The sequence below is a fragment of the Janibacter alkaliphilus genome, assembly GCF_013408565.1.
GTDB lineage: Bacteria > Actinomycetota > Actinomycetes > Actinomycetales > Dermatophilaceae > Janibacter > Janibacter alkaliphilus.
On sequence record NZ_JACBZX010000001.1, the window covers coordinates 2,642,937 to 2,655,237 of the forward strand.

At 72.1% G+C, this 12,301-nt stretch carries 11 protein-coding genes, 1 tRNA gene and 1 pseudogene; 3 read left to right on the top strand and 10 right to left on the bottom strand.

The annotated features are described in order from the left end of the window. Positions 1-50: 50 nt before the first annotated feature. Positions 51-407 (bottom strand): hypothetical protein, encoded by a 357-nt coding sequence (locus tag BJY28_RS12595; RefSeq protein ID WP_179463310.1) that lies wholly within the window; start codon positions 405-407, stop codon positions 51-53. Positions 408-526: 119 nt separating this feature from the next. Here BJY28_RS12595 and BJY28_RS12600 point away from each other — a divergent pair. Both BJY28_RS12600 and BJY28_RS12605 read left to right on the top strand, forming a co-directional pair. After that, positions 527-600: transfer RNA gene (locus BJY28_RS12600), tRNA-Pro, on the top strand. A gap of 298 nt (positions 601-898) precedes the next feature. Continuing rightward, on the top strand, positions 899-2,098 hold the full coding sequence (locus tag BJY28_RS12605; protein WP_179463311.1) for a DNA glycosylase AlkZ-like family protein: 1,200 nt from the start codon (positions 899-901) through the stop codon (positions 2,096-2,098). A 92-nt stretch (positions 2,099-2,190) separates the two neighbouring features. Here the strand turns inward: BJY28_RS12605 and BJY28_RS12610 are convergent, their stop codons facing one another. The 4 genes from BJY28_RS12610 to asnB all read right to left on the bottom strand — a co-directional run bounded on the left by BJY28_RS12610 (position 2,191) and on the right by asnB (position 6,514). After that, positions 2,191-2,922: an SDR family NAD(P)-dependent oxidoreductase gene (locus tag BJY28_RS12610; RefSeq protein WP_179463312.1), complete on the bottom strand. Its 732-nt coding sequence runs from the start codon at positions 2,920-2,922 to the stop codon at positions 2,191-2,193. Between the two features lie 184 nt (positions 2,923-3,106). Beyond that, on the bottom strand, positions 3,107-3,610 hold the full coding sequence (locus tag BJY28_RS12615; RefSeq protein WP_179463313.1) for a hypothetical protein: 504 nt from the start codon (positions 3,608-3,610) through the stop codon (positions 3,107-3,109). Positions 3,611-3,728: 118 nt separating this feature from the next. Continuing rightward, positions 3,729-5,015: an amidase family protein gene (locus BJY28_RS12620; protein ID WP_179463314.1), complete on the bottom strand. Its 1,287-nt coding sequence runs from the start codon at positions 5,013-5,015 to the stop codon at positions 3,729-3,731. Continuing rightward, complete coding sequence (gene asnB, locus BJY28_RS12625) at positions 5,012-6,514, bottom strand: asparagine synthase (glutamine-hydrolyzing) (RefSeq protein WP_179463315.1); 1,503 nt, start codon at positions 6,512-6,514, stop codon at positions 5,012-5,014. The genes BJY28_RS12620 and asnB overlap by 4 nt, the downstream gene beginning before the upstream one ends. A gap of 153 nt (positions 6,515-6,667) precedes the next feature. Between asnB and BJY28_RS12630 the strand changes: the two genes are divergently transcribed. Then, positions 6,668-7,711 carry an alcohol dehydrogenase catalytic domain-containing protein gene (locus BJY28_RS12630; protein WP_179463316.1) on the top strand — a complete coding sequence of 348 codons (1,044 nt, stop codon included), beginning with the start codon at positions 6,668-6,670 and terminating at the stop codon, positions 7,709-7,711. Positions 7,712-7,733: 22 nt separating this feature from the next. Here BJY28_RS12630 and BJY28_RS12635 read toward each other — a convergent pair whose 3' ends face one another. The 5 genes and pseudogenes from BJY28_RS12635 to BJY28_RS12650 form a co-directional block, all read right to left on the bottom strand. Then, the gene (locus tag BJY28_RS12635; RefSeq protein ID WP_246313406.1) at positions 7,734-8,249 is read right to left on the bottom strand and encodes a gluconokinase; all 516 of its coding nucleotides are present in this window, start codon (positions 8,247-8,249) and stop codon (positions 7,734-7,736) included. Positions 8,250-8,340: 91 nt separating this feature from the next. Then, positions 8,341-8,484 (bottom strand): annotated as a pseudogene (locus BJY28_RS16670) (GntT/GntP/DsdX family permease); the annotation flags it as partial. Continuing rightward, positions 8,421-9,824 carry a GntP family permease gene (locus BJY28_RS12640; protein WP_281366933.1) on the bottom strand — a complete coding sequence of 468 codons (1,404 nt, stop codon included), beginning with the start codon at positions 9,822-9,824 and terminating at the stop codon, positions 8,421-8,423. The gene BJY28_RS12640 and the pseudogene BJY28_RS16670, both read right to left, overlap by 64 nt. 69 nt (positions 9,825-9,893) lie before the next feature. After that, positions 9,894-10,583 carry a GNAT family N-acetyltransferase gene (locus BJY28_RS12645; protein ID WP_179463317.1) on the bottom strand — a complete coding sequence of 230 codons (690 nt, stop codon included), beginning with the start codon at positions 10,581-10,583 and terminating at the stop codon, positions 9,894-9,896. A gap of 24 nt (positions 10,584-10,607) precedes the next feature. After that, positions 10,608-12,194, bottom strand: a complete 1,587-nt coding sequence (locus tag BJY28_RS12650; protein WP_179463318.1) for an alkaline phosphatase D family protein — start codon at positions 12,192-12,194, stop codon at positions 10,608-10,610. Positions 12,195-12,301 lie beyond the last annotated feature (107 nt).

A 12,301-nucleotide genomic window follows, 5' to 3' on the forward strand; every position in this document is an offset into this window, starting at 1 on the left:
TCGGCCGAGAGGGGTGGCGGCGGATGAGCACCGGTGCTCATCGTGCGGGCTCAGCCGACGGAGGGGAGCACCAGGTAGCGGATCGTGATGACCAGCACGAGCGTCAGGGTGGCGCACAGTCCGGCCGTCGTGAGCAGCGCCCCGGCGCGGCTGGTGGCATCGACGCAGACCAGCGTGCCGACGACGACGAAGGAGGCGAAGGGCACCATCGGGATCACGAGGACGGTGAGCTCAGGCACCCCCAGCGGCGTCGGGATGACGCGCATGGCGACCCCGAGGAGCACGAGTTCGATCCCGGTGCCGAGGACGGCGCCGAGCGGCAGGATCACGGCGGCCTGACGCCGGATCATCGCTCGCTCTGCGCGTCGGCGGTGCTCGTAGACCTCCCACGGGTGGCCGGTCTGCATGCCGTTCAGCGTGCCAGCGTGGTGCCCCCGGAGGTACGACCCTCGGGCATCGGCAGCCGATTCGTGACCTCGTGAAGGGCTGGGATACAGTTGCGGTCGCTCCGGAGACGGGGCAGCCACGGGCTGTGGCGCAGTTTGGTAGCGCACTTGACTGGGGGTCAAGGGGTCGCAGGTTCAAATCCTGTCAGCCCGACACTGTGATGTCTCAGGACATCGGAAACCCGGTGAACCGACAGGTTCACCGGGTTTCGTCATTCTTGGGTGGGTGGTGGATGTGCTGATGGGCGCCTGCCGATCCGCTCGCCACGGAGAGCTGACCAGGCTTCCTTCGAAACTGCCGGTCGAGGTGATCCGCGCCGCGCACCCGGGCGCAGATCACCTCGACCCCGAGCGAACATCCGCCCGACAGCGACGCCCCGGTGGGGGCATGATGCTGGCACCGCCGCACCGACGGGGTCCACGAGGTACGACAGGACGGGAAGGGGGTCGTGGTGCGACGACTCGTGACGGACGACGAGAGACGGGCACGCATCGGTCGCCGGCACGCCCTGGCTCCGTCGAGCCGGGTGTCCTCGGTCGAGGACGCGACGCGCGCCGTCGTGTGCCTCCACGGGACCGAGCCACCGAGCGTGCACCTGTCCTGCTGGGCGCGGACGAAGGGGGTCAGCGTCGAGGATGTCGAGCACGCCCTCTACTCGACGCGGTCGGTGATCCGGCAGATGTCGATGCGCGAGACCCTCTTCGTGATGCCGCGCGACCTCGTGCCGGCCGTCTGGGGCAGCGCCGCTGCGCGCATCTCACGGGTCCACCGCAACCGGCTCGTCAAAGACCTGGAGCGGTGGGGAGCGGTGCCCGAGGGAGAGGGTGCCGAAGTGCTCGCCGCTGCGGAGACCGCCGTGCTGGAGCACCTGAGCGACGGTGTCGCGCGCTCGTCGGCCGAGGTGCGTCGCGAGGTGCCCGAGGCGGCCGGGTCCTTCACGCAGGCCCCCGACAAGTCCTGGGGAGGCACGATCGCCATCGCGCCCAAGGTCCTGGCCCAGCTGAGCATGGACGGCGCGGTGGCCCGCGCGGGGAACGCCGGGGAGTGGTACGCGAGCCGTCCGACCTGGACGCCGACCGCGGCCTGGTGGGGCGGTGCGGTCCCCGCGGCGTGGGGCGCGCGGCGCGGCTACGCCGAGCTCGTGGACCGCTGGCTGTGGTCCTACGGCCCCGGCACGGTGAAGGACATGGCCTGGTGGCTCGGCAGCACACAGGCCGCGGTCCGCACGGCCATCGACGACCTGGGCGCGGTGCAGGTGTCGCTCGAGGACGGCTCGCCCGCGTGGCTGCGGCACGACGACCTCGACCCCGTCATCGACGTCGAGCCCTGGGTGGCGCTCCTGCCGCTGCTGGATCCCACGGTCATGGGCTGGAAGGGTCGCGACTTCGTCCTCGGCGACCACGCTCCCCAGCTCTTCGACTCGGTCGGCAATGCCGGGACCACGGCGTGGGTCGACGGTCGCGTGGTCGGCGCGTGGGTGCAGGACGACGACGGCGCGGTCGAGCTGCGGCTGCTGGAGGAGGTCTCGGCTGCGGCGCGGGACGCCCTTCGCGGTGAGGCCGAGCGGCTCACCGAGTGGTTGGACGGTCAGCGGGTCTTCACGGTCTATCCCTCACCGGTGATGAAGGCGCCCCCTCAGCGGTCGAGGTGATCCGCGCCGCGGATCCGGGCGCAGATCACCTCGACCACCCACTCGGCTGCCCCAAGAGCCGTGACTATCCGAGTTGCGGATGCTCGGGCTCCTCACCACCGGTCACCAAGGGACGACTCCGCTGCTGTGACGAAGGTGCCCGAAGGGGCATCGTCAGGCATCGTCGCGGCGTCAGCAACAACCACGGCGGCGTGGGTCGCGGTCAGTGGCGCCTGCTCACGATTGACCGGGGTCAGGTCGGTCTGGACGAACCCGGGACATACCGAGGTCACCTTGATCGGTGTGTCAGCCAGCGCCTTGGACAAGGCGATCGTGATGTTGTTGAGCGCGGCCTTGGAGCTCTGATAGGCCGGCACGACCATCCCATAGTACGGCGAGCGTGGATCGGTCTGGTCGGTCAGCGAAGCCATCGTTGAGGACACGTTCACGATGCGGCCGCGTGAAGACCTCCTGAGCAGGGGCAGGAGAGCTTCGAGCACGGCAACCGGGCCGAGAACGTTGGTGGCGTATGTCCTCCGGAACAAGCTCAGGTCAACAGCCTCGGTAGCCGCCGTGGTCGCCTCTGGCAGCACACCAGCGTTGTTGACCAGGACGTCGAGCCCGCCATGCCGCTCCTCGATCCAAGCGGCGGACGCACGGATCGACGCGGCATCCGTGACATCCAGTCGGACCGATGTCGCACCCTTGCCGATCTCCGCCGCTGTCTCGTGGCCCGCAGCTTCGTCGCGTGCACCCACGACAACGGTCAAGCCGCGGTCGGCCAGCTCTCGAGCAACTGCGCGGCCCAAGCCACGGTTGCTGCCGGTGATCAACGCTACTGTCATGACCATCCTCCTGATCGCTCGTCTGGCGGCCGGTCGACCGCTCACTGCGAGGACGCCGCACCGGACCGAGACGTGAGATGCGACGTGTGCGCATCGCAGGGCGTGATCGTCTGTCCTCACCCAGACTGGGATGAACTCGATGAGCTTCGGGCACTGTTCGCGCCCTGTCACAACCGGCGCGGGGCTACGGCTGACGAAGTTGCCCTAGGGTTCTCGCTCGTTGTCGGGCGGCGACTTCCGCCCGGAAGCCCTTCCACGTCACTAATAGTGTGAGCCCACCGGCAAGCGTCACGACGAAGGCCACCAGGGCACACAGCGCTGCGGCCCCTTTCCAGTGGGGATCGCTGATGATGGCCGAGGCGATGGCCAGGGCAAGGTAGAGGAGATAGCAGACGATCGTCCCGGACAGCAGAGCGTTCATCCTCGGGTTGGCCCGATAGGCCTCGTACCTCGCCAACTTGTCAGCCAAGACATAGTCGGCGCGCACGCGATACTCGAGGGCCCAGTCCTGATCCCCTGCACGGGCTAGCTGATCCGCGACCGAGAGAAGGCGATCGCGCTCCTCCAACGCATGGGCTGGTGTTCCCGCGCGACGTAGCGCCTTAGACGTGAAGGAAAAGAGCACAGCCAGGGTGGGGACAATGGCTGCGACAGCGGCCACCGCCGACCAAGTGGATTGAGAATCCATCGGCACCTCCCGGTGATCGCGAGGCTGACGATGCTCTCAACTCGCAGCGCTTCTGTCGCGCCGAGTCGTGGGCGTGACCGATGGCTCCGAGGAATCTCCTCGCAGCCTGACACTCCGATCAGCTCGACCCCGCGAGCGCTCCCTCCAGCGCGGCACCCACCCGGTAGAGCGCCGCGTCGTCACCGGGCGCCGCCATGAGCTGCAGCCCGACCGGCAGGCCGTCCGAGCGACCGATCGGCAGCGACATCGCCGCCAGCCCGGCCAGGTTGGCCTCGACCGTCCACCAGTCGGTGCGCGGCCGCGCCAAGGGGTCGTCCATGCCGGCGCGACCCAGCAGCGGGGCGACCAGCGGCACCGTCGGGCTGATCATCAGCCGGCAGCGCTCCAGCACCTCCCGAGCGTCGGCGGTGATGAGCCCTCGCAGCCGCAGCGCCTCGGCGTGCTCGGCGGTGCCCGCCAGCCGCCGGCCGACCTCCAGCCGGCTGAGGGCCTCGTCGCCGAGGCCACGCCCTTCGTGCTCCGCGAGGACCGGTAGCGCCTCGACCGAGGTGACCGCGAGGTAGACGTCGAGCAGGTCGCCGAAGCGGGGCACGGTGACCTCCTCGACCTCCGCGCCCCGGTCCTCCAGCGCCGCCACCGCCGCGTCGAAGGCGGCGAGCACGCCGGGATCGTTGCGCTCCCCGGACATCGGGGCCACCCGGGCGAGGCGCCATCCCGTGAGGTCACCACGGGCACCCGCCTCGGCCGCGGCAGCAAGGACACGCGGGCCGCCGGGCACCGATGCTCCGGCGATGGCCTCGTGCAGCGCCGCGGTCCGCGCAACATCGGGCCCCATCGGGCCGACCCGGTCCAGGCTCGGCGCGAAGTCGACGACCCCGTCGGTGGGGACGGTGCCGGGGGAGGGAGCCACTCCGACCACCCCGCAGAAGGCGGCCGGCTCGCGGATCGACCCGCCCGTGTCGGTGCCCAGCGCGAGCACGTCGTAGGCGGCCACCGCGGCGCCGGAGCCGCCGCTGGATCCGCCGGCGGTGCGGCGCGGGTCCCACGGGTTCCGGGTCGGGCCCCACGCCGAGCTCTCGGTCGAGGCACCCATGGCGAACTCGTCGAGGTTGGTCGTGCCGACGACGTGCGCCCCGGCGCGCCGCAGCCGGGTCACGACCTCGGCGTCGCCGTGGGTGCGTGGCAGGTCGCGGCGCGAGGCGGAGCCGCAGGCCCACGGCGCGCCCGCCACGGCGATGTTGTCCTTGACCGCGACGACCTCGCCGGCGAGCAGCCCGTCGCCGACGCGGCCGAGGTCCGTGCCGCTGTCCGCATCGCCGGGGTCGTCGGCCACGTGCACGAACGCGCCGAGCTCGCCGTCCCGCTCGGCGATCGCTGATCGCGCCCGGTCCAGCCGGGCGCTCACGCGGTGGCAAATCGGCCGAGCACGCGGGCGTCGATCCCGGCCAGCCGGTCGGCGAACATCCGCTGGTAGGCCAGCTCCTCGCGGGTGCGCGGCGCCGGCAGCCCGGCCACCCGCTGCTGCGCCCAGTCGTCCTCCGGCACCAGCTCCGCGGCGCGCTCGGTCATGACGTCCGCAGTCCCGCTGCCGTCGCCGAACTGCTCCTTCGGCCGCCACAGCAGGTCCTCGGGCAGCCACCCGGTGAAGGCCTCGCGCAGCAGCGCCTTCTCCTGGCCGAGCTCGCCGGGCAGGCGCCACTCGATCGGGATGCGCCCCGCGAGGTTGACCAGGTCCCGGTCGAGGAAGGGCACCCGCGCCTCCAGCCCGTGCGCCATCGTCACCCGGTCGCAGCGCTGCAGGTTGAGGTTGTGCAGCCCGGACACCCCGCGCAGCAGCTCGTCGGCCAGGTCGGCGCCGTCGGTGATGTCCCGGTAGTGGGCGTACCCGGCGAAGAGCTCGTCGGCGCCCTCCCCGGTGAGCACCACCTTCACCGTGCGGGCGGTCTCCTCGGCGAGCAGGTAGTTCGGCACCGCGCTGCGCACCAGCGACGGCTCGAAGGACTCGATCGAGGCCACCACCGACGGCAGGCAGGAGACCACCTCGTCGGCGTCGTAGACCCGTTCGTGGTGCTCCAGCCCGAGGTGCTCGGCGACCCGCCGGGCGGCGAGCAGGTCGCTGCTGCCCTCGGTGCCGGCGGCGAAGGAGTGCACCGGCCCGGGCACGTCGTCGGCGAAGGAGGCCATCACCGCCGCCACCAGGCTGGAGTCCAGCCCGCCAGAGAGGAAGACCCCGACCGGCACGTCGGCCATCATCCGCCGCCGCACCGCGGTGACCAGGGTGTCCCGGACCGCGGTCCGCGCGCTCTCGACGTCGGCGATCGGCTCGCCGCCGACGTGCAGCTCGCGGAAGCGGACCAGCCCCTCCTGCGGGGTCCAGCGGAAGCCGGGCGGGAACTCCTCGACGTGGCCGCGCATCTCGGGCGCGAAGGCGACGAGCTCGGAGGCGAAGAGCGTCGCCCCGTCGACCCGCGCCCAGTAGAGCGGCTTGACCCCGAGCGGGTCGCGGACTGCGACCCCCCGGCCGTCCGGGTGGGCGACGACGAAGGCGAACATGCCCCGCAGGTCCGCCAGCTGGTCCAGATCGCCGGCGACCGCGGCCGCCAGCGCGGCCTCGCTGTCGGAGGCGGTGGCGAAGTGCAGCCCGGAGACCCGGCGCAGCTCGTGGTGGTTGTAGATCTCGCCGTTGACCACCGCCCAGTGCCCGTCGGCCGGGCCGAGCGGCTGGTCCCCTTCGTCGAGGTCGACGATGGCCAGGCGCACGTGCCCCAGCCAGGTCGGTCCGACGGTGCGCTCACCGCGCCCGTCGGGGCCGCGGTGCTCGACCCGGTCGAGCATGCTCCGGCCGAGCTCGGCCGACGGGCCCTCGGGGGAGCGGGGGTCGTGGATCGCGACGATGCCGCACATGGCCGCCACCCTATGGCGGGTGGTGGACCGCTCTTCGACCGGCGGCCCGGGCGCAGCGGAACCGGCCCCTCTACTACGGTGGGTCGTATCGCCCCGGTTCCTCGTGCCGGTCGCTCCGAGCCCGGCACACCGGACGTCGCTGAAGGAGTGCCCGTGCGCGCCGTCGTCTTCGAGAACTTCCAGACCTTCCCCGTCCTCACCGAGGTGGAGCGGCCCACCCCCGGGCCGGGGGAGGTGCTGCTGAAGGTGGCCGGCTCCGGCGCGTGCCACTCCGACGTCGGGGTCTTCGACGAGTTCGAGTCCGACCCGACCGGGCTGATGACGCCCTCCTTCGTCCTCGGTCACGAGGCCTCCGGGTGGGTCGAGGAGGTGGGCCCGGGCGTCTCCGGCTTCGCGAAGGGGGATGCCTACCTCGTCTACGGGCCGATCGGGTGCGGTCGGTGCCCGGCGTGCTCGCGGGGCCAGGACACCTACTGCGCCCAGCCGCAGCAGGTCGGCTACCTGGCGACCGGGCTCGGTCGGGACGGCGGCATGGCGGAGTACATGACCGCCCCGGCACGCAACCTCGTGCCGCTCGGCGACGCCGACCCGGTGGCCGCCGCGCCGCTCGCCGATGCTGGGCTGACTCCCTACCACGCGATCAAGCGGGCGCTGCCGCACCTGGCCGGCGGTGGGCGCTACGCGCTGGCCATCGGGCTCGGCGGGCTGGGCATCGTCGGTGTGCAGATCCTGGGGGCGCTGACCGGGGCGACGATCATCGCCACCGACCTCAAGCCCGAGGCGATGGCCGCCGCCGAGCAGCTCGGCGCGGTCACCGTGCCCGGCGGGGAGGGCCAGGCGGAGGCGATCCGGGAGATCACCGGCGGTCGCGGGGTGGACGCCGTCTTCGACTTCGTCGGAGCGGGGCCGACGATCGCCCTGGCCGCGGCGGTCGTCGCCCAGCGCGGCTCGGTCACCATCGTCGGCATCGGTGGCGGGACCCTCGAGTGGAGCTTCTTCGGGATGCCCTACGAGGTGAACTTCTCCTCGACCTACTGGGGCACCATCGAGGAGCTGCACGAGGTCGTCGCGATGTACCGCGCCGGGCAGATCGACCCGCCGGTGGAGCGCTTCGCCCTGGACGACGCCCTGGAGGCGTATCGGCAGCTGCGCGACGGTGAGCTCGACGCACGTGCGGTGATCGTCCCGCACGCCTGAGCGAGCGGTCGCCCGCCCGGGCTCAGTCTGCGAGGCGCACGACGACACCGTCGACGAGCTCGGCGACGGGGTCGTCGTCGTTGACGATGATCGCGCACTCGTCGTCCTGCAGCGCCTCGAGGGTGTCGAACTGCGACTGCAGCAGCGACGCCGGCATGAAGTGGTCGCGCGCCTTCATCCGCGCCTCGAGCACCTCGAAGGGGAGGTCGATGTGCACGAAGCAGGTGGCGTCCATCGGCCCGTCGCCGCGCAGGATGTCTCGGTAGGAGCGCTTCAGCGACGAGCAGGCCAGCACGACGCCGACCCCGTTCGCCCGGTACCGCCCGAGGTTCGAGCCCAGCTCCTCCAGCCACGGTCGTCGGTCGTCGTCGTCGAGCGGGTGCCCCGCCGACATCTTGGCGATGTTCGCCGGCGGGTGGTGGGCGTCCCCTTCGACGAAGTCGCACTCCAGCGCCTCCGCCAGCGCCCGCCCCAGCACGGTCTTGCCCGTCCCGGAGACTCCCATGACGACGATCTGCCTGCTGCTGCGCTGGCTCATCGGTCCCCTTCCGTCGATGCGTCCTGAGTCGCGGTGCCTCGAGGTGCGGCGTCCTCATCCGTGGCGTCCCGGCCCGGGCACCCATCGTGGCTCATGCCAGCACCGGCCAGAGCAACGCGGCCAGCGCGAAGGCGCTCAGCCCCAGCGTCGTCTCCATCACCGTCCACGTCTTCAGCGTGGTCTTCTCGTCCATCCCGAAGAAGCGGCTGACCAGCCAGAAGCCGGAGTCGGTGACGTGGCTGAGCACGGTCGCGCCAGCCGCGATCGCCGTGACCAGCAGCGCCACCGCGACGCTGGACAGGTCGCCGGCCTGGTGGCGATCAGCCCGGAGGCGGTGGTGATCGACACCGTCGCCGAGCCCTGCGCCACCCGCAGCGCGGTCGCCAGCAGGAAGGCCTGCAGCAGCAGCGGCACCCCGATGTCCGACAGCGAGGAGGTCAGCGCGCCGCCGATCCCGCTGGTGCGCAGCACCCCGCCGAACATCCCGCCGGCCCCGGTGATGAGGATGATCGAGCAGATCGGCGCCAGCGACTTGTCCAGCAGGTCGGTGGTCTCGGCCATCGTCCGGTCGCGGGTGCCGAGCACGACGATCGCCACCAGCAGGGTGATGAGCAGCGCCACCGGGGTGTTGCCCAGGAGGATGAAGGCGTCGACGAGCGTGCCTTCCTCGGCCAGGGTGCCGTTGGCGCGCAGCGTGGTGAGCACGGTGTTGAAGGAGATGAGGATCAGCGGCAGCAGCAGCAGACCGAGCACCGTGCCGAAGGTCGGCGGCTGCGGTCCGGTCGCGGTGGCCACCGACCCCGACGGCTCGGCCTGGCCGCGGGTGCCGTCGCTGCCTGCTCCGCCGCCGGCCCCGTCGTCACCGGCCGTTCCGCCCTTCGTCCCTGCGGCGTCGCCGCCGTTCTCCGGGCCGAAGAGCAGCTCGGGCAGGTCGACGTAGATCCGGGCGCCGAGGAAGCGGGAGACGAGATAGACCCCGACGAACCAGGCGAGCACGGCGATCGGCAGGTTGATGAGCAGCACGACGCCCAGGTCGCCGCCGAGCACGGTGCCGGCCGCCACCGGCCCGGGGTGCGGCGGCACCAGCGCGTGCATCGCCGCGAAGGCGCCCGCGGCGGGGAAGGCGTAGTAGAGCAGCGACCCGCCGAAGCGGCGCGCCACGGTGAGGATGATCGGCAGGAAGACGACCAGTCCGGCGTCGAAGAAGATCGGGAAGCCGAAGATCAGCGCGGCCACGCCGAGCGCCAGCGGCGCACGTTGCTCCCCGAAGCGGCTGATCATCGTGTCGGCGAGCACCTGGGCGCCGCCGGTGACCTCCAGCAGCCGCCCGAGCATCACCCCGAAACCGACGAGCAGCGCCACCGACGCCAACGTGCTGCCGAAGCCGGCAGTCATCGCGTCGGGCACGTCGGCCAGCGGGATGCCGGCCGCGACCGCCGTGATCAGCGAGACGAGGACCAGCGCGATGAAGGCGTGCAGCCGCACCGCGATGATGAGGAAGAGCAGCAGCGCCACAGCAGCGCCAGCGATGAGCAGCAGGGTGCCGGTGCCGTAGACCGGATCGATCGGGTCCATCGCCTCAGTCTGTCTGCTCGCTCAGTCCCGGTGGCCCGGAGAGCCCGCACGTTCGTCGCCCGGCAGCGCTCAGCGGCCGGGCATCCGTAGCGGGGTGCGCTGACGACCCTTGTCGTCGTGGTTGTCCGGGGCGAGCCAGCGCTCCAGCTCGGACCGGATGTCGGGCCACTCCCGGTCGAGGATGGAGAACCAGGCGGTGTCCCGGTTGCGCCCGCGGTAGACGCGCGCCTGCCGGTGCACCCCCTCGGCGGTGAAGCCCAGCCGCTGCGCCGCCGCGACCGACGGGGCGTTCAGCGCGTCGCACTTCCACTCGTAGCGCCGGTAGCCGAGGTCGTCCAGGGCGTGCCGGGCCAGCAGGTACATCGCCTCGGTGGCCGCGGTGGTGCGCTGCAGCGCCGTCCCGAGCACGATGTTGCCGACCTCGATCGATCCGTCCGCCGGGGCGATCCGCAGGTAGCTGGCGGTCCCCACCGGTCGGTCGTCGACGAGCACGACGAAGGGCAGCCCGGTGGGGTCGGCGCGCAGCCCGTCCGTGAAGGCGGTGAGGCCGGCGAGGTCGTGCGGCCCGGTGGGGTAGTAGCTCCACACCGACTCGTCGGAGTCGATGTCCAGCGCCTGGTGCAGCGCCTCCACGTGCTGCTCGTCCAGCGGCTCGAGCCGACAGGTGCGCCCGGTCAGCACGACCGGGCCGGGCGGCGGCGGTGGGACCCAGCCGGGCAGCGGGTCCCCGACGGGTTGGCCGAGGGCGTTCGTGGGCACCCGCTCACCCTAGGCGCGGTGGTCTCAGCGCACCCGCTGCAGCCCCCGCTCCCGGTCGGTGAGCTCGAAGGTGGCCTGGGTGCGGATGGCCCCGCCCCGGGTGGTCACGCGGTCCAGCGAGCGGTAGTCGGCACGCAGCCCGGAGGGGGTGACCAGGGTGCGCACGTAGCCGCGCTGCTGGGAGTAGAAGTGCAGGTGCGGGTTCCACTCCAGGATCGGGTCCTGACGCGCCGGGTCGCCGTCACCACCGCTGGTGACCGAGGTGGTGACCAGCTCGGAGGCGACCACCGGGGCGTCCGGGTCGTCGTAGTCGGCCTTGATGTCGGCGGCCCAGTGGGTGTGCACGTCACCGGTGAGCACGACCGGGTTGCGCACGCCGGTGTCCTGCCACGCCTTCGTCACCCGCTGCTGCGAGCCGGCGTAGCCGTCCCAGGAGTCGTTGCTGACGTGCAGCCGCTCGTCCGCCTTGCCGTCCCGCCGGGCGAAGAAGACCTGCTGGCCGAGGAAGTCCCAGCGCGCCCGGCTGCGGGCGAAGCCCTGGCGCAGCCACGCCTCCTGCCGGTCACCGGTGATGCTGCGAGCCGGGTCCTGGGAGCCGGCGCAGTCGATGTCCCAGCCGTCGCCGCAGGCCTGGTCGTCGCGGTACTGGCGGGTGTCGAGCATGTGGAAGCTGGCCAGCCGGCCCCACCCGAGACGCCGGTAGATCCGGGTGGACGCGCCGCTGGGCAGCGAGGAGCGGCGCAGCGGCATGTTCTCGTAGTAGGCGCGGGCGGCGTTGGCCCGGCGGGCGGCGAAGCGCTCCGGGGTGTCGTTCCACTGCTCCGGGTCGGTGTTCTCCGGGATGTTGGCGGCCCAGTTGTTGTCGGTCTCGTGGTCGTCCCAGACCACCAGCCACGGGGCGATCGCGTGCGCGCTCTGCAGGTCTGGGTCGGTCTTGTACTGCGCGTGCCGCTGCCGGTAGCCGGACAGGGTGACCGTCTCGTCACCGGCGTGGCGACGGGGGCGGGCGGTGTTCGTGGTCGTCTTGTACTCGTACTGGTAGTCGCCGAGGTGCAGCACCAGGTCCGGGTCGTCGTCGGCCAGGTAGCGGTAGGCGGTGAAGTAGCCCTCCTCGTAGTGGCTGCAGCTGGCGAAGGACATCGCCAGCGCCGAGGGCATCTCGTTGCGGCGCGGGGCGGTCCGGGTCCGACCGACCGGGCTGAGGTAGCTGCCGACCTTGAAGCGGTAGTAGTACTCCCGGTTCGAGCGCAGCCCGTCGACCTCGACGTGCACGCTGTGCGCCGCCGAGGCCCGGGCCACCGTGGTACCGCGGTCGAGGATCCGCCGCATCCGCGGGCTCTCCGAGACCTGCCACTGCACGGGCACGTCACGGCCGGGCATGCCGCCGAGGCCGTCCTCGGCGAGCGGGTCGAGGGCGAGCCGGGTCCACAGCACGACCCCGCTGGGCGTGGGGTCGCCGGAGGCCACCCCGAGGGTGAAGGGGTCGCGGCGGATGGCGCCGGTGGGCATGAGCAGGGGCCGGGCCGAGCTGGGGGCGGCGACGGCGAGCGTGGTCGTGGTGGCACCGGCGGCGAGCGAGCCGGCGAGGACGTGGCGACGAGAGATGCTCATGCCCGCACCGTGGGCGACGGCCGTGAACTCGCCTGTGCCCGAGGGTGAACGCTCCCGGACCCCTGTCGGTGGGCGTGGTGAACGTCGGGTCAGCGCATGGTCAAGAC